General features: G+C 73.8%; 13 protein-coding genes. 4 read left to right on the top strand and 9 right to left on the bottom strand.

Features of this window, described 5'->3' with window-relative positions; all coding sequences use genetic code 11:
• The first annotated feature begins 160 nt into the window (after nt 1-160).
• Both ACFYXM_RS15420 and ACFYXM_RS15415 read left to right on the top strand, forming a co-directional pair.
• Nucleotides 161-307 carry a hypothetical protein gene (locus ACFYXM_RS15420; protein WP_389289554.1) on the top strand — a complete coding sequence of 49 codons (147 nt, stop codon included), beginning with the start codon at nt 161-163 and terminating at the stop codon, nt 305-307.
• Nucleotides 304-501, top strand: coding sequence for a hypothetical protein (locus ACFYXM_RS15415; protein ID WP_389289552.1), 198 nt, complete (start codon nt 304-306; stop codon nt 499-501). The genes ACFYXM_RS15420 and ACFYXM_RS15415 overlap by 4 nt, the downstream gene beginning before the upstream one ends.
• A gap of 208 nt (nt 502-709) precedes the next feature.
• Here ACFYXM_RS15415 and ACFYXM_RS15410 read toward each other — a convergent pair whose 3' ends face one another.
• The 6 genes from ACFYXM_RS15410 to ACFYXM_RS15385 all read right to left on the bottom strand — a co-directional run bounded on the left by ACFYXM_RS15410 (nt 710) and on the right by ACFYXM_RS15385 (nt 9,955).
• The gene (locus tag ACFYXM_RS15410; RefSeq protein WP_389289550.1) at nt 710-2,365 is read right to left on the bottom strand and encodes a 4-coumarate--CoA ligase family protein; all 1,656 of its coding nucleotides are present in this window, start codon (nt 2,363-2,365) and stop codon (nt 710-712) included.
• Nucleotides 2,366-2,483: 118 nt separating this feature from the next.
• A complete protein-coding gene (locus ACFYXM_RS15405; RefSeq protein ID WP_389289548.1) occupies nt 2,484-3,656 on the bottom strand; it encodes an acyl-CoA dehydrogenase family protein in 1,173 nt (390 codons plus the stop codon).
• Nucleotides 3,653-5,737, bottom strand: a complete 2,085-nt coding sequence (locus tag ACFYXM_RS15400) for an acetyl/propionyl/methylcrotonyl-CoA carboxylase subunit alpha (protein ID WP_389289793.1) — start codon at nt 5,735-5,737, stop codon at nt 3,653-3,655. Before ACFYXM_RS15400 ends, ACFYXM_RS15405 begins: the two co-directional genes overlap by 4 nt.
• Before the next feature lie 113 nt (nt 5,738-5,850).
• Nucleotides 5,851-7,449 (bottom strand): acyl-CoA carboxylase subunit beta, encoded by a 1,599-nt coding sequence (locus ACFYXM_RS15395; protein WP_389289547.1) that lies wholly within the window; start codon nt 7,447-7,449, stop codon nt 5,851-5,853.
• Nucleotides 7,446-9,161, bottom strand: coding sequence for an acyclic terpene utilization AtuA family protein (locus ACFYXM_RS15390; RefSeq protein ID WP_389289545.1), 1,716 nt, complete (start codon nt 9,159-9,161; stop codon nt 7,446-7,448). Before ACFYXM_RS15390 ends, ACFYXM_RS15395 begins: the two co-directional genes overlap by 4 nt.
• A complete protein-coding gene (locus ACFYXM_RS15385) occupies nt 9,158-9,955 on the bottom strand; it encodes a TIGR03084 family metal-binding protein (protein ID WP_389289544.1) in 798 nt (265 codons plus the stop codon). Before ACFYXM_RS15385 ends, ACFYXM_RS15390 begins: the two co-directional genes overlap by 4 nt.
• Nucleotides 9,956-10,095: 140 nt before the next feature.
• Here ACFYXM_RS15385 and ACFYXM_RS15380 point away from each other — a divergent pair, with 140 nt between their 5' ends.
• Nucleotides 10,096-10,413, top strand: coding sequence for a hypothetical protein (locus ACFYXM_RS15380; protein WP_389289542.1), 318 nt, complete (start codon nt 10,096-10,098; stop codon nt 10,411-10,413).
• A gap of 28 nt (nt 10,414-10,441) precedes the next feature.
• On the opposite strand, the gene ACFYXM_RS15375 is transcribed toward ACFYXM_RS15380, so the two are convergent.
• Both ACFYXM_RS15375 and ACFYXM_RS15370 read right to left on the bottom strand, forming a co-directional pair.
• A complete protein-coding gene (locus ACFYXM_RS15375) occupies nt 10,442-10,870 on the bottom strand; it encodes a DUF3592 domain-containing protein (RefSeq protein WP_389289541.1) in 429 nt (142 codons plus the stop codon).
• An 82-nt stretch (nt 10,871-10,952) separates the two neighbouring features.
• Complete coding sequence (locus ACFYXM_RS15370) at nt 10,953-11,966, bottom strand: DMT family transporter (protein ID WP_389289791.1); 1,014 nt, start codon at nt 11,964-11,966, stop codon at nt 10,953-10,955.
• A gap of 260 nt (nt 11,967-12,226) precedes the next feature.
• Here ACFYXM_RS15370 and ACFYXM_RS15365 point away from each other — a divergent pair, with 260 nt between their 5' ends.
• On the top strand, nt 12,227-13,156 hold the full coding sequence (locus tag ACFYXM_RS15365) for a LysR family transcriptional regulator (RefSeq protein WP_389289540.1): 930 nt from the start codon (nt 12,227-12,229) through the stop codon (nt 13,154-13,156).
• Nucleotides 13,157-13,430: 274 nt separating this feature from the next.
• Here the strand turns inward: ACFYXM_RS15365 and ACFYXM_RS15360 are convergent, their stop codons facing one another.
• Complete coding sequence (locus ACFYXM_RS15360; RefSeq protein ID WP_389289539.1) at nt 13,431-16,466, bottom strand: FAD-binding and (Fe-S)-binding domain-containing protein; 3,036 nt, start codon at nt 16,464-16,466, stop codon at nt 13,431-13,433.
• Between the last annotated feature and the right edge of the window lie 4 nt (nt 16,467-16,470).

The raw sequence follows: 16,470 nt of genomic DNA, 5'->3' as shown, positions 1-16,470 counted from the left end.
TCATCACTCACGCTTCCAGCCGTGGCCGCTACGTGGCCGCGCGTGGCCATCGGACGACCTGGTACCTACTCGACGGGCGCACACATCATCGGAGGTGCAATCGGGCCGCACAGCGGAATCGCCAAGTGGCCCTCGAACGACGTAGGCGGGCTGAATGGGCATGACCATCAAGGTGTACGAGGTGGACCGGTACGGGCGGACACGTGTCGTTCGGCCGAAGGCCGAGGTGGTTCCGGCCGAGATGGTGGAACTGTCGACCGAGTTCCCCGTCTGCCGGTGCGACCGGTGCAAGGGCGGGCAGCGGTGAGCGTGGGGCCCGTCCGCCCGGTGCTGGGCCCGGGGACGGCGGAGACCGGTTGGTGTCACTGGCACAAGGGCCCGTCCGGGACGGCCGCGCTGATCGAGATCGTCGAGCAGGGCTCGGGACCGGGGGTCGGTGTGTACGCGTGCGCCCCGTGCCGCGAACAGCGCCGCCTGGTCCCGTACGGCGAGCAGCCGTGACCGCGCCGACACCGCACCGGAAGGCGCTCGCGCCCGCGTGTCGGCTCGGTGAACACGGAGAGTGCCCCGGGCCGGGCGTGATGCGGCGGGCGGGGGCTCCTGAGTGGGAGGTGCCCATCGAGATCCGGCGGTGCGACTGCCCCTGCCATCACGCGAAGTGAGAGCCGGGCGAACGGGGGTCGCATGAGGCCCATGGGGGCTTCCTGCGTCACCGCGTCGCCGCCCCGTCCTGTCGGCGCGGGGCCCCGGCACGGGTGCGCAGCTCGCGGCGGAGGATCTTTCCCGAGGTCGCGCGGGGCACGGCCGTGACGAACTCCACCTGCCGCACCTTCTTGTACGGGGCGACGCGCTCGGCGACGTACGCCATGACGGCGTCCGCCGTCAGCCGCTCCCCCGCCTCGCCGGGGCGGCGGACCAGGTAGGCCCGGGGGATCTCGTTGCCCTCGGCGTCAGGCACGCCGATGACGGCGGCGTCGACGATGGCCTCGTGGCCGAGGAGCAGGGCTTCGAGCTCGGCGGGGGCGACCTGATAGCCCTTGTACTTGATCAGTTCCTTCACCCGGTCGACGACGAACAGCCAACCGTCGGCGTCGACGCGTCCGATGTCGCCGGTGTGCACCCACCCGTCGGCGTCGATCATCTCGGCGGTGGCGTCGGGGCGGCCGAGGTAGCCCTTCATCACTTGTGGTCCGCGGATCAGGATCTCGCCGACCGTCCCGGGCGTGGCGTCCTCACCGTCCTCACCGTCCTCACCGTTCCCGCCGTTCTCGCCGTCCCGGTCGAGCGGGACGATGCGCATCTCCGTACCGGGGATCAGCCTGCCCACCGTGCCGGGCGGCGGGTTCTGGGCGGCGAGGGGGACGACATGGGTGGCGGGCGACAGTTCCGTCATGCCGTACGCCTGGCGGACCGGGGGCAGGCCCAGCCGCCGCGAGCAGGCGGCGGCGAGCTCGGCGTCCAGCGGGGCGGCGGCGCTGACGACGTACTCCAGCGAGGACAGGTCGTACCGGTCGACCGCGGGGTGCTTCGCCAGGGCGAGGACGATCGGCGGGGCCACGTACAGGCCGGTGATCCGGTGCTTCTCGATCGCTGTGAGGAACTGTTCGAGGTCGAAGCGCGGCAGCACGACGACGGTGGCGCCGAGGCGCAGGGGGCCGTTCATCAGGGCGGTCAGCCCGTAGATGTGGAAGAAGGGCAGGACCGCCAGGATGCGGTCGCCGGGGCCCATGGGGACGAAGGGGCGCAGCTGCTCCAGGTTGGTGGCCATGGAGCGGTGGGTGAGCATCACGCCCTTGGGGGTGCCGGTGGTGCCGGAGGAGTACGGGAGGGCGGCGACGTCCTCGGCCGGGTCGATGGTGACATGAGGTTCGGGCTCGGTGGTGGCGAGCATGTCGAGGACGGATGTGTGCCCGTCCGCCCGGTCGCAGACGAAGATCTCCTTGATGCGGCCGACGAGTTCGGCCGCGCGGCGGGCCGTCGCGAGCAGCGGGGAGACGGTGACGATCCAGCGGGCGGAGGAGTCGCGCAGCTGCTTCGCGAACTCCTCCGCCGTGGCCAGCGGGTGGATCGTGGTGACGGTGGCGCCCGCACGTGTCGCGCCGTGGAAGACCACGGGGTAGGCGATGGTGTTGGGGCTGTGCAGGGCCAGTACGTCCCCCTTGCGCAGTCCGGCCCCGGCGAGTGCGGCGGCGACCTTGCGGTGGAACGTGTCAAGTTGTCGGTAGGTGAGGGCGGATCCGTCGCCTGTGCCGTCGATCAGCGCGAGTGTGTCGCCGTACGCGGCGGCCCGCCCGAGGACCGCGTCGTGCACGGGTACGTCGAGTGCCCGGGCGGGCGGGAGATCGCTGTGGAACACGTGCGCCATGGCGGTGGGTCCCTTCGGAGCGGTGAAGGACGGCTGCCGGTGCGTCCGCGCATCGGCAGCCGCGCCGACGGGCCGTGGCGCGTGGCCGCGGCACGGGGGAGGGACAGGACGGCCCGCGTCAGTACGACTTGGGGAGCCCCAGGGACTGGTGGGACACGTAGTTCAGGATCATCTCCCGGCTGACGGGGGCGATCCGGGTGACGCGGGACGCCGTGACCAGGGACGCCAGGCCGTATTCACGGGCGAGCCCGTTGCCGCCGAGGGTGTGCACGGCCTGGTCCACGGCCCTCACGCACGCCTCGCCCGCCGCGTACTTGGCCATGTTGGCGGCCTCCCCGGCGCCGATGTCGTCGCCGTCGTCGTACAGCCGGGCGGCCTTCTGCATCATCAGCCGGGCCAGTTCGAGTTCGATGTGGGCCTGGGCGAGGGGGTGGGCGATGGCCTGGTGGGCGCCGATGGGTTCCTTCCACACCTGCCGGGTCTTCGCGTAGTCGACGGCGCGGGCAAGCGCGTAGCGGCCCATGCCGATACCGAACGCGGCAGTCATGATGCGTTCGGGGTTGAGCCCGGCGAAGAGTTGGAGCAGTCCGGCGTCCTCATCGCCCACCAAGGCGTCGGCGGGCAGCCGTACGTCGTCCAGGACGAGTTCGAACTGCTTCTCGGCGGCCTGGAGTTCCATGTCGATGGGCGAGCGGCCGAAGCCGGGGGTGTCGCGCGGGACGATGAACAGGCAGGGCTTGAGGCGCCCGGTCCTGGCGTCCTCGGTGCGTGCGACGATCAGTGTGGCGTCGGCGATGTCGACGCCCGAGACGAAGACCTTGCGTCCGGTGAGCAGCCAGTCGGCGTCCGCTCCGGAGCCGTCCCTGCGGGCGGTGGTGGTGATGCGGTGGGAGTTGGAACCGGCGTCGGGTTCGGTGATGCCGAAGGCCATGATGAGGCTGCCGTCGGCGAGGCCGGGGAGCCACTGCCGCTTCTGCACGTCGGTGCCGAAGCGGGCGATCACCGTGCCGCAGATCGCCGGGGAGACGACCATCATCAGGAGGGGACTACCGGCTGCCCCCAACTCCTCCAGAACGATGGAGAGTTCGGCCATACCGCCGCCCCCGCCGCCGTACTCCTCGGGGAGGTTAACGCCGAGGTAGCCCGCCTTGGCGGACTCGGCCCACAGTTCGCGGGGGTGGGAGCCGTCGTTCACGACGGACATCATGTAGTCGCGCCCGTACCGCTTTCCGAGGGCGGCGACGGCGGCGCGCAGGTCCCGGTGTTCGTCGGTTTCGAGAACGGTGCTCATCGCTTCGGTGCCTCCTGTGTGTCGGTGCCCGGTACGGGGGTGCTCAATGCGTGGGTGCCGGGTGCGCGGGTGCTCGGGGTCTCGTCGGTGTCCGGCATCCGGCCGCTCGGGCTCGCGTCCGTGTCCCGTACGACGGCGAGCAGGGTGCCGACCTCGACCTGGAGGCCGGGGGTGGCGTGGAAGGCGGCGAGGATGCCGGAGGCGGGGGCGAGGATGCGGTGTTCCATCTTCATCGCCTCCAGCCAGATCAGCGGCTGCCCGGCCTCGACGACCGCCCCGGCGGCCAGTCCCTCCGCGACACGGACGACGGTGCCGGGCATGGGGGCGAGCAGGGAGCCGGGTTCGGTGCGGTCGGCGGGGTCGGTGAAGCGGGGCAGGGCGGTGAGGGTGTACGAGCCGCCGGCGGTGTCGATGTACACCGTGCCGCGGTGGAGGGTCCCGCCGTGCGGGTCTTCCTCGTACCCGCTGATGGTGAAGTGGCGGGTGACGTCCCCGACTTCGAGGGTGACACGGCCGGGGCGGGCGGCGATGACGCGCTCCCCGGTCCCGGGGACCGGGCCCGTGCGGCCGGTGCGGTAGACGGCCTCGTGCTCGGAGCCGTCGGGTTCGGCGCGGTAGCGCTTGACCTGCGGCCCCGAGGGGTTGTTGCGCCAGGCTCCGAAGCGGACCGGTCCCGGTCCGCTTCCCTCCCGGCGGGCGGCCTCGTCGGCGAGGGCGGCGGCCAGGGCGGCGAGGCGGAGTTCCGCCGGGTCGGGCGGCGCGGTGAGGGCCGTGAGGTGGCGGTCGTAGAAGCCGGTGTCCAGGCGGGCCGCGCGGAAGTCGGGGTGGCGCAGGGACCGTACGAGCAGGTCGCGGTTGGTGACCGGCCCGTGCACGCGGGCGCGTTCCAGGGCGCGGGCGAGAAGGCGTACGGCCTGGTCGCGGGTGGGGGCGTGGGCGACGACCTTGGCGAGCATCGCGTCGTAGTGCACGCCGATCGTGTCGCCCCCGGTGTATCCGGTGTCCAGGCGGAGTCCGGGCTCGTCGGGTATCTCCAGCGCGAGCAGTGCTCCGGTCTGCGGCTGCCAGTCGCGGGCGGGGTCCTCGGCGTAGAGCCGGGCCTCGACGGCGTGCCCGTGCGGCTCGGGGGGTGCGGCGTCGGGCAGGGGTCCGCCTTCCGCGACGCGCAGTTGCAGGGCGACGAGGTCGAGGCCGAACACGGCTTCCGTCACGGGGTGTTCGACCTGGAGGCGGGTGTTCATCTCCAGGAAGTACGGCCTGCCGTCAGGGGCGAGGAGGAACTCGACGGTGCCCGCACCCCGGTAGCCGACCGCCCGCGCGGCGGCCGTGGCGGCCTCGTGCAGCCGGTTCCGCAGCGCGTCGTCGAGGCCGGGCGCGGGAGCCTCCTCGACGACCTTCTGGTGGCGTCGCTGGAGCGAGCAGTCCCGGGTGCCGAGCGCCCAGACCCCGCCGTGCCCGTCGGCCATGATCTGCACCTCGACGTGCCGGCCGCGCTCCACGTACGGCTCCGCGAAGACCTCCCCGTCCCCGAACGCCGCCTCGGCCTCGGCCGCAGCCGCCTTCACCTCGCCCGGCAGCTGGCCGAGTTCGCGTACGATCCGCATTCCGCGGCCGCCGCCGCCCGCCGCCGCCTTCAGCAGCAGCGGCAGATCGGCCTCGGTGGCGCGTTCCGGGTCGACGGGGGCGAGCAGCGGCACTCCCGCCCCGGCCATCAGCTCCTTGGCCCTGGTCTTGGAGGCCATCAGCTCGATGGCCTCGGGCGGCGGCCCCACCCATACGAGTCCGGCGTCCCGTACGGCCCGCGCGAAACCGGCGTTCTCGGAGAGGAAGCCGTAGCCGGGGTGGACGGCGTCGGCGCCCGCCGCGAGGGCGGCGCGTACGACCAGGTCACCGCGGAGATAGGTGTCGGCCGGGACCGTGCCCGGCAGCCGTACGGCGGTGTCCGCCTCCCGTACGTGCAGGGCGTGGGCGTCCGCGTCGGAATACACGGCGACGGTGGCGATGCCGAGCGCCCGGCAGGTGCGGAAGATCCGGCAGGCGATCTCGCCCCGGTTGGCGACGAGCAGCGTCGAGACCGGCACGGAAATCGGTGCGGGGGCGGGCTCGGAGGTCGGCGCGGCGACCGACCTGGCGGAGGTCGACGTGGGGGTCGTCGGGGACGTCGATGCGGACTTCTGCGTGGTCATGCCTGGCCTCACATCCGGAAGACGCCGAAGCCGCCGCGGGCGCCTTCGACCGGGGTGGTGTGGATCGCGGACAGGCACATCCCGAGGACGGTCCTGGTGTCGCGCGGGTCGATGACCCCGTCGTCGTACAGCCGCCCGGACAGGAACAGAGGCAGCGACTCCGACTCGATCTGCTGCTCCACCATGGCCCGCAGCCCGGCGTCGGCCTCCTCGTCGTACGGCCGCCCCTTCGCGGCGGCGGAGGCGCGGGCGACGATCGAGAGCACCCCGGCGAGCTGCTGCGGCCCCATGACGGCGGACTTGCTGCTGGGCCAGGAGAACAGGAAGCGCGGGTCGTACGCCCGCCCGCACATGCCGTAGTGCCCGGCCCCGTACGAGGCGCCCATCAGCACGGACAGATGCGGCACCTTCGAGTTCGACACCGCGTTGATCATCATGGCGCCGTGCTTGATGATGCCGCCCTGTTCGTACTCCTTGCCGACCATGTAGCCGGTGGTGTTGTGCAGGAACAGCAGGGGGATGTCGCGCTGATTGGCCAACTGGATGAACTGGGCGGCCTTCTGGGACTCCTCGCTGAACAGCACGCCCCGCGCGTTGGCGAGGATGCCGACCGGGTAGCCGTGGAGCGCGGCCCATCCGGTCACCAGGCTGGTCCCGTACAGCGGTTTGAACGCGTCGAAGTCGGAGCCGTCGACGATCCGGGCGATGACCTCGTGCGGGTCGAAGGGGACCTTCAGGTCGCCGGGCACGATGCCGATCAGCTCGTCCTCGTCGTACTTCGGCGGCTCGGCCGGTCCCGGATCGGCGTGCGCCTTGCGCCAGTTGAGACGGGCGACGACGCGCCGGGCCAGACGCAGCGCGTCCCGCTCGTCGACGGCGAAGTGATCGGCGAGCCCCGAGACGCGGGCGTGCATCTCGGCGCCGCCGAGCGACTCGTCGTCGCTCTCCTCGCCGGTCGCCATCTTCACCAGGGGCGGACCGCCGAGGAACACCTTGGAACGGTCCTTGATCATGACGGTGTGGTCGGACATGCCGGGCACGTACGCGCCGCCGGCCGTCGAGTTGCCGAAGACCACGGCCACGGTGGGGATGCCGGCCGCCGACAGCCGGGTGAGGTCGCGGAACAGCGCGCCGCCCGGGATGAAGATCTCCTTCTGCGAGGGCAGATCGGCTCCGCCCGACTCGACGAGACTGACGCAGGGCAGCCGGTTGGCGAAGGCGATCTCGTTGGCCCGCAGCGCCTTCTTCAGCGTCCACGGGTTGGAGGCGCCACCGCGCACGGTCGGGTCGTTGGCGGTGATCAGGCACTCGACGCCCTCCACCACACCGATGCCGGTGACGAGCGAGGCTCCCACCGTGTAGTCGCTCCCCCAGGCGGCGAGCGGCGACAGCTCCAGGAAGGGGGTGTCCGGGTCGATCAGCAGCTCGATCCGCTCACGCGCGGTCGACTTGCCGCGCTTCCTGTGCCGTTCGACGTACTTCTCACCGCCTCCTGCCCGCGACTTGGCGTGCTCGGCGTCCAGTTCGTCGAGTTTGGCGAGCATGGCCGCGCGGTTCGCGGCGTATTCGGGGCTCGCGGTGTCGAGCCCGGTGGGCAGGACGGTCATGCGGTCACCTCCGGGGCGTGGGCGGCCTTCAACAGCGTTACGGGGATGGGGAGATGCCGGGACCGCAGCCATTCCCCCACCGCCTTGGCCTGCGGATCGAACCGGTGCTGCGCGGCGACGCCCTCGCCGAGCAGTCCGTGGACGACGAAGTTCAGCGCGCGGAGGTTGGGCAGGACATGGCGTACGACGGTGAGGGCGGCGGTCTCCGGCAGCAGCTCCCGAAACCGTTCGACGGTCAGCTCGTGGGCCAGCCACCGCCAGGCGTCGTCGTCGACGGCCCATACGCCCACGTTGGCGTCCCCGCCCTTGTCGCCGCTGCGGGCGCCCGCGATCCGGCCGAGCGGGGCGGGCCGGGTGGGGCCGGGGTCCGGCAGGGGGTCGGGCAGCGGAGGTTCGCCGACGTCCCGGAGCGGGCGTGTGGTCGCGGGAGGCGCCAGGTTCTGTCGCCGCCCGTCGGGGAGCACGGCGATGTGCGGGACCTCGCCGGCCGGTACGTACCGCGCCTCGAACACCCCGTAGGGTGCGCCGTTGCCGGGCGGGGCGGTGACGTGGAAGCCGGGGTAGCTGCCGAGCGCGAGCTCGATCGCGGCGCCGGAGACGGCGCGTCCGACGGTCGCCTGGTCCCGGTCGCGGACGACGAGCCGGAGCAGGGCGCTGGCGCTCTCCTCGGTGGTGGCATCGGCCCGGTCGGTCCGGGACAGCTCCCACCGCACCTCGTCGGGTTCGGCGCCGGAGCGGGCGAGCGCGTCGGCGAACTGTTCCCGCACCAGCTGCGCCTTGGCCTCGATGTCGAGGCCGGTGAGCACGAAGGCGACCTCGTTGCGCCAGCCGCCGAGCCGGTTCAGCCCGACCTTGAGGGTCGACGGCGGGGCCTCGCCGCGCACGCCGGTGATCCGCACCCGGTCGGGGCCCTCCCGGGTCAGCCGCACGGTGTCGAGCCGGGCGGTGACGTCCGGTCCGGCGTACCGGGCGCCACCGGTCTCGTACAGCAGCTGGGCGGTGACGGTGCCGATGTCGACGACGCCGCCGGTGCCGTCGTGCTTGGTGATGACGGACGAGCCGTCGGCGTGGATCTCGGCGACGGGGAAGCCGGGCCGGCGCAGGTCGTGGCCCCGGAAGAACGAGTAGTTCCCCCCGGTGGCCTGGGTGCCGCACTCCAGGACATGTCCGGCGACGACGGCCCCGGCGAGCGCGTCGTGGTCGCCGGGCCCCCAGCCGAAGCGGGCGGCGGCGGGACCGGTGACGAGGGCCGCGTCGGTGACCCGCCCGGTGACGACGACGTCCGCGCCCGCGTCGAGGCAGGCGGCGATCCCGGCGCCGCCGAGGTAGGCGTTGGCGGTGAGGAATCCTTCGGGCACGGGGAGGCTGTCGCCCTCCACATGGGCGACGCGCACGGGCACGCCCACCTTCTGCGCCAACCCCCTCACGGCATCGGCCAGTCCGGCCGGATTGAGCCCTCCCGCATTGGCGACGATCTTCACCCCGCGTTCGTGGGCGAGCCCGAGGCCCTCTTCGAGCTGGCGCAGGAAGGTGGTGGCGTATCCGCGCGCCGGGTCCTTGAGGCGGCTCCGGCCGAGGATGAGCATGGTCAGCTCGGCGAGGTAGTCCCCGGTGAGGACGTCGAGCGGGCCTCCGGTGAGCATCTCGCGCACGGCGTCGAAGCGGTCGCCGTAGAACCCGGAGGCGTTGCCGATCCGCAGTACGTCGGTCACTTGCCGTCCCCCCGGGGTGCGCGGCCCGCTCCGGCGGGTCCGGCGAAGGCCTGGGCGATGTCGAGCCACCGGTCGGCATCGGCCCCGAACGCCCGGACGGCGAGGTCGTCGCGGTGGGCGCGCCGGGTGACGAGGAGGCAGAAGTCGATCAGCGGCCCGGTGACACGCTGCGGTGCGTCCTCGTCCCCGAACACGATCACCCCGCCGTCCGGCGCAAGGAGTTCGACCCGGAACTCCTCCTCGGGCGCCTCGATCCCCCGTACCAGATAGGCGTAGTCGCGGGCCCGCACCCCGATCCGGGCGACGTGCCGCAGCCGGGCCGTGGGAGTCCTGGTGACCCCGAGGGCATCGGCGATGTCCTGGCCGTGCGCCCAGGTCTCCATGATCCGGGCGGTCGCCATCGAGGCGACGCTCATCGGCGGCCCGTACCAGGGGATACGTGTACCCGCCGGAGCCTCCCGCAGCACCGCCTCCAGCCGTTCCCGCCCGCCGCGCCACCGCTCGAGCAGCACCTGGGGGGCCAGGGCGGCGGCGATCTCCTCGGCGCCCCGGCCGACGAAGGACTCGGGGGCCGCCAGGGCCTCGGCCGCCTCGCCCGCGAAGGCGTCGGCATCGGTGGCTGCCAGCAGCGCGACCTCGTCGGTCCAGGTGAGATGGGCGATCTGGTGCGCGATGCTCCAGCCGGGGGCGGGCGTCGGCGCGGACCACTGCTCCACGCTCAGCTCCCGTACCAGGACGTCGAGTTCATCGCTCTCGTCGCGCAGATCGTCGATCACGGCTGCGACTTCGGACACGGTGCGCTCCCCTCGCGACGTGGCGGCGTGCCCAGGAGCATGGCAGCGGAGCAATAAACAAGCAAGCATGCTTGCATTATTTTCCGTTCGGCGAGACGGGGCGGCCGGGCAGGGTGACTGGGCGGGGCGCACTGACCGGCGTGGACCGGGACGCGAAGGGCCGTTCACATCCGCCCGGCCCGGACCCGCGGTACCGGGTGGTGGGTGTGGCCCATCTGCCCGCCGGGACCGCGGCCCGGGCCGTGGCGGACCCGTCGCACGCCTTCGAGCCGTCCGCACCGCACGGGGTGCCGGACGTGCCGGCCCCGTTCCTGTCCGCGTACGCGCGGGGGATGACCAGCGCCTCCTGCGACGCGCTGCCCCTGGGCTCCGGCGCGGTGGACGATCTGCCGGAGGGGCGGTTCTTTCGCGAGACGGCCACGGACAGCCTGCCCCTCGACACCGTCACCCCCGGATGAGCGCCGGTCGGACGGCTCCGGGCCGCGCTCAGCGGACGAGGGCGACGACGACCGCCGTGACCAGGGCGAAGGCGCCGCCCACCCCGGTGACCAGGGTCCTGGCGTGGCGGATGCCGAAGGACGGGGCCCGGGTGGTCGCGTCCTGCGGGTTCTCGGCACCGTAGTAGACGGTCACGACATCGCCCTGGGCCGGGGCCGGACGCGACTGGCGCTCCTCGAAGCTGACGGTGCGCCCGTCGCCGGTGCGGAACTCCAGGGTGGGGTGGGCGTGCAGGACGAAGCCGCCCTCGGCGTCCTGGGCCTCCTCGGTGCGCACGCCGGTGCACCGGGCCTCGGCCGTGCGGCCGCCCGCCCAGATGGCCCGGAGCCGGGGGCCCTGGAGGTGACGGTCCAGGTTCCTCCCGAACATCACGGCCGCGGCCACGGCGACGACGAAATAGACGGCGGCGACAATCATGGGCTCCCCCGGCGGGATCTCGCGTGACGGGCCGCCATGATTCCGCGCGCGGGGGCGGGCCGACAAGGGCTCGCCCCGGGCATCAGCCGCGTTCCCGGGGCCTCGGGCGCCGGGTCTGGCTGCGCACCGCGCCCATGCTCGCGCCGATGACGAGGGCGATGGCCAGGGCGTCCGTCGGGGCCAGGGCCTGGCCGAGGACGAGGAAGCCCGCCGTGGCCGCTATGGCCGGTTCCAGGCTCATCAGGATCGCGAAGGTGGGGGCGGGCAGGCGGCGCAGCGCCATGAGTTCGAGGGTGTATGGCAGCACGGAGCTCAGCAGCGCTACCACCGCGCCCAGTCCCAGCGTGGACGGGACCAGCAGTTTCGAGCCGGACTCCAGGACGCCGAGGGGCAGGGTGAGGAGGGCGGCGACCGCCATGGACAGGGCCAGGCCGTCCGCCTGCGGGAAGCGGCGCCCGGTCCGGGCGCTGAAGACGATGTACGCGGCCCACATGGCACCGGCGCCCAGCGCGTACGCGGCGCCCACGGGGTCGAGACGGTCGAAGCCCCCACCGCTCAGCAGCACGACACCGCCCAGCGCGAGCCCCGCCCACACCACGTTGACCAGGCGGCGCGACGCGATCACCGAGAGGGCGAGCGGGCCCAGCACCTCCAGGGTCACGGCCGCGCCCAGCGGGATGCGGTCGGCCGCCTGGTAGAAGAGCGTGTTCATGCCGGCCATGGCCGCGCCGAAGGCCAGGACGGTGCCCCAGTCGGCGCGTGAGTATCCGCGCAGCCTCGGGCGGCAGACGACCAGCATCGCGAGCGCGGCGACGCCCAGCCGCAGGGTGACCACCCCGAGCGCCCCGGCCCGGGGCATCAGCAGGACCGCCACCGAGGCGCCGAACTGGACGGAGAGGCCGCCCGCGACGACCAGGGCGATCGGGGCGAGCGCCGCCGCCCGGCCCGGGGCGCGGACGGAACCGGGTGCGCCGACGGAATCGCGTGCGCGGACGGAATCCGGTGCCGTGCCGGCCGTGGCCACCGTCTCCGGTACGGCGACGGCCGCCACCCGTTCTGTCGCTGCCGCCCCTGCCGCCGCGCTCCGGTCGTTCACGTCCACGTGCGTTGTTCCTCCCGAGTCCAAGTCCAGGTCCGAGTCCGAGTCCGAGTCCGACGCCCGGACGCTCGGTGTTCCGAATGCCGACGTCCGGATGCTCGGCGTCCGGATGCGCTTGCGTCCGTCGCCATCAGTGCGCTCCGCTGAGCTGCCCGATCGAAAATATTGCACCGGACCGTGCGGTACCTCCCTCTTACGGTAGGTACCTCCGCGTGCCATGTGAAATGCCGGTTGGGCTCCGGTTATGCTCAGCGCGCATGAGCCTTGGACCCAGTGATGACCCCCCTGTCGGGACCCCTGCGGACCGCGGGCGGGGCCGCGGCATCGAGATCCGCCATCTGCGCGCCTTCCTCGCCGTCGCCGACGAGGGCAACGTCACACGCGCCGCTGCCCGGCTGCGCCTCACCCAGCCCGCGGTCTCACGGACGCTCGCCGCCCTGGAACGGCGCCTCGGCGTCCGGCTCGTCGACCGGTCCACCCACCATCTGGTCCTCACCCCCGAAGGCGTCGCCTTCCGGGACCGGGCCGTCGCCGCGGTCGCCGCGTTCGACGAGGCGCTCGGCCCCGGCGGGCCGCGCCTGAGGCCGCTGCGGGTCGGGCACGCCTGGTCCGCGTTCGGTCCGTACACCACACCGCTGCTCCGGCGCTGGCAGGAGCGGTATCCGTCGACCCCGCTCGAACTGCTGCGGATCGACGACCGCACCGCCGGGCTCACCCGGGGCGAGGTCGACGCCGCGCTGCTGCGCGGACCGGTGGTGGCGCCCGGGCTCGTCACCGAGGTGCTGTTCGAGGAGCGCCGGACGGCCGCCGTGGCGGCGGACGGCCCTCTCGCCGCCCGCGCCGTGCTCCGCCTCGCCGATCTCGCGGACGGCACCGTGGTCCTCAACACCGTCTCCGGCACCACCGGTCTCGACCTGTGGCCGCCGGATGCCCGCCCCGCCACGACCCTCACCGTCGCCAACACCGACGACTGGCTGACCGCCATCGCGGCGGGGCGGGGCGTCGGGGTCTCCGCCGCCTCCACCGCCGAGATGCACCCGCACTCCGGCGTCGCCTACCGTCCGCTCGTCGACGCCCCGGCCCTCCCCGTCCTCCTCGCCCGGCGCGACGCTGCCGGCCACCCCGCGCTGCCGGACCTCCTCGACCTCGCCCGCGAGGTCGTGCGCCACCGGGGCGTCGGGGGGTGAGGGGGCGGGGGTCGAGATCGGAGCCCGTGCCCGGCGCGGAGGCCGAGGCCCGGGGTCGGGGTCACGGCCCGGGGACGAGGTCGGGGCCCGGGGACGAGGGCGGGGCCCGGGGACGAGGTCGGGGCCCGGGGACGGGGTCACGGCCCGGGGACGAGGTCGGGGCCCGGCCGTACGTCACGGCCCGGCCGTGCGTCGGAGCCCGGCCCGGGCCGACGCCGAGGCCCAGCCTCGGCGTCGAGGTCCGGCCCGGCGCGGGGCCTGGGGCCCCGGGCCCTCACCCCTCCGGCGGGCTCTCCGACAGCCCGTCCGGCGGGTCCTCCGGCAGATCCTCCGGACGTTCCCCCCGTGGCCCGTCCCGCAGGCCCTCCGCCAGCACCTCCGCCATGTGGCGTGCACGTACCCCGCCGCCCAGTTGCGCCAGTTGCGTGCGGCAGGAGAAGCCGTCGGCCAGGATCACCGCGCCGGGCCCGGCCTCCCGTACCGAGGGGAGCAGTTGCTCCTCCGCGCACGCCACCGACACCTCCCAGTGGCCGCGCTCGAAGCCGAAGTTCCCCGCGAGTCCACAGCAGCCGCCGCTCAACTCGCCGCTCAGTCCGGCCCGTTCGCGCAGGCGGCGGTCGGCCTCATCGCCCAGGACCGCGTGCTGGTGACAGTGGGTCTGGCCGACGACCGGACGGTCCAGGCGGGGCGGCCGCCAGTGCGGGGCGCACTCCTCCAGGTACTGGGCCAATGTCCTTACGGATGAAGCCAGTTCGGCGGCCCGCGGGTCGCCGGGGAGGAGTTCGGGCAGGTCGGTGCGGAGGGTGGCGGCGCAGCTCGGTTCGAGGACCACGATCGGGTCGCCCAGGACCGGGGCGACCCGGTCCAGTGTCCGGCGCATCACCGTACGGGCCCGGTCGAGCTGGCCGGTGGACACATAGGTGAGGCCGCAGCACAGCCCACGACCGGGCGTCAGCGCGGTGCGACCCGCCGACTCCAGGACACGGACGGCCGCCCGGCCCACCTCGGGCGCGAAGTGTTCGGTGAACGTGTCCGGCCATAGGAGGGCCACCCGGTCGTCGGAGAGGATCACCGTCCTCTTGCCCAGGCGCCGCCGCAGCCACCGGCTGAACGTCTCGCGCGCGAGCACCGGGATGTCGCGCTCCGGAGCGATCCCGGCGAGCCGCTTGGCCAGGGCGGCCGGGGGGCGCACCCGGGCCAGGGCGTTCAGCGTGCCCGCGAACGGGGCCGCCAGGCGCAGCCACCGCGGCAGCCGGCCCATCGCGTAGTGGGCGGCCGGGCGCGGACGACCCCGGTAGTGGTGGTGCAGGAACTCCGCCTTGTACGTGGCCATGTCGACGCCCACCGGGCAGTCGGTGCGGCAGCCCTTGCAGGCGAGGCAGAGGTCGAGCGCGTCGCGCACTTCCGTCGACCGCCAGCCGTCCGTGATCACCTCGCCCGCGAGCATCTCGTGCAGCAGCCGGGCCCGGCCCCGGGTGGAGTGGGCCTCCTCGCCGGTCACCCGGAACGACGGGCACATCACGGCCGTGCCCGCGGGCACGGCCGTACGGCACTTGGCGACGCCCACGCACCGGCGTACCGCCGCCGTGAAGTCGCCGCCGTCGTGCGGATAGCCGAACGCGACGTCCACCGGGCGTCGCGGCAGCACGTCGAAGCGGAGGTTCTCGTCGAGCCGGGCGGGGCGGGCGAGAATGCCCGGGTTCATGCCGCCGTCCGGGTCCCAGATGTCCTTGAACCGGGCGAAGAGGTCGACGAGTTCGTCCCCGTACATGCGCGGGAGCAGTTCGGCGCGGGCCATGCCGTCGCCGTGTTCGCCGCTCAGTGAACCGCCGTGCGCGACGACCAGGTCGGCGAGGTCGGTGGAGAAGCGGCGGTAGCGGGCCACGCCCTCGGGGGTCAGCAGGTCGAAGTCGATCCGGACGTGGACGCAGCCCTCGCCGAAGTGGCCGTACGGGGTGCCGCGCAGCCCGTGCTCGGCGAGCAGTGCGCGAAACGCGCGCAGGTACGGGCCGAGCCGGGCGGGCGGTACGGCGCAGTCCTCCCAGCCGGGCCATGCCTCGGTGCCGTCGGGCATGCGGGTGGCGGTGCCGGCGGCGTCCTCGCGGACGCGCCACAGGGCCCGTTGTCCGGCCGGGTCGGTGACCACCGTGCCGTCCAGCGGGTCGGCGGACCGCAGGATCCGTTCGGCATGGGCGCGGGCCTCGGCCGGGCCGGCGCCGCCGGTCTCGACGAACAGCCAGGCGCCGCCGCGCGGGAGCCCGGCCGACGTCCGTACGAGGTCGGCGGCCCCCCGCACGAGATCGGCGGCCATGCCCTCCACGGTCAGCGGACCGTACGGGAGGAGGCCGGGGGCGGCCTCGGCGGCCGCGGACTCGTCGGCATAGCCGAGGACGGCGAGCGCGCGGGCCGCCGGTGCCTCGACGAGCCGGACGGTCGCCTCCGTCACCACGCCGAGCGTGCCCTCGCTGCCGCAGAACGCACGGGCGAGGTCGGTGCCGCGTTCGGGCAGCAGCGCGTCCAGTGCGTAACCGGAGATCCGGCGCGGGAGTTCGGGGAATCCGGTGCGCAGGAGCGCCAGGTTGGTGTCGATGAACGCACGGAGTCCGTCGGGGAGTCCGGCGTCCCGGCCGCGGCCCGCCCGAAGGGTGCCGCCGCCGTAGCGGGCCACGGTCAGGGTGTCCACGTTGTCGGCGGTGGTACCCCAGGCGACCGAGTGCGCCCCGCAGGCATTGTTGCCGATCATGCCGCCGAGCGTGCAGCGGCCGTGCGTGGACGGGTCGGGGCCGAAGGTCAGGCCGTACGGGGCGGCCGCCGCCCGCAGCTCGTCCAGGACCACGCCCGGCTGGACGACCGCCGTGCGGGAGCCGGGGTCCAGCGCGGTGATCCGCCGCATGTGGCGGGTGAGGTCGATCACGACCCCGGTTCCGGTGGCCTGTCCCGCGATGGACGTCCCGCCGCCACGCGGCACCACGGGCACCCGGTGCTCGCGGCAGACGGCCAGCGCGGCGGCCACGTCGTCGGCGTCGCGCGGGGTGACGACACCGAGCGGTACGCGGCGGTGGTTGGAGGCGTCCATCGTCGTCAGCGCCCGCGCGGTGGGGGTGAAGTCGGCCTCTCCGCGGACCGCGGAGCGCAGGGCCCGGGCGAGCGCGTCGCGTTCCGCCGGTCGCGCGTCGTGATCCGTCCGCTTCGCGCCGCGTCCCGTCGGTCGTGCGTCGTGATCCGTCCGCTTCGTTTCGCGATCCGCCGGGTCGGCGTCGTTCCCTGTCGGTCGTGCGTCGCGTCCCGTCGGTTCCTGGTGTGCGGCCATCGGC

The sequence above is a fragment of the Streptomyces sp. NPDC002476 genome (assembly GCF_042889785.1).
Lineage (GTDB): Bacteria > Actinomycetota > Actinomycetes > Streptomycetales > Streptomycetaceae > Streptomyces.
The sequence above is the reverse complement of the archived record's forward strand: the minus strand, read 5'-3'. Positions and strand labels throughout refer to the sequence as shown.

Excerpts from the sequence above, each read along its gene's own strand:
- ACFYXM_RS15420 (WP_389289554.1), top strand. The coding sequence starts at position 161 with ATGACCATCAAGGTGTACGAGGTGGACCGGTACGGGCGGACACGTGTC.
- ACFYXM_RS15410 (WP_389289550.1), bottom strand. The coding sequence starts at position 2,365 with ATGGCGCACGTGTTCCACAGCGATCTCCCGCCCGCCCGGGCACTCGAC.
- ACFYXM_RS15405 (WP_389289548.1), bottom strand. The coding sequence starts at position 3,656 with ATGAGCACCGTTCTCGAAACCGACGAACACCGGGACCTGCGCGCCGCC.
- ACFYXM_RS15395 (WP_389289547.1), bottom strand. The coding sequence starts at position 7,449 with ATGACCGTCCTGCCCACCGGGCTCGACACCGCGAGCCCCGAATACGCC.
- ACFYXM_RS15375 (WP_389289541.1), bottom strand. The coding sequence starts at position 10,870 with ATGATTGTCGCCGCCGTCTATTTCGTCGTCGCCGTGGCCGCGGCCGTG.
- ACFYXM_RS15365 (WP_389289540.1), top strand. The coding sequence starts at position 12,227 with ATGAGCCTTGGACCCAGTGATGACCCCCCTGTCGGGACCCCTGCGGAC.
- ACFYXM_RS15360 (WP_389289539.1), bottom strand. The coding sequence starts at position 16,466 with ATGGCCGCACACCAGGAACCGACGGGACGCGACGCACGACCGACAGGG.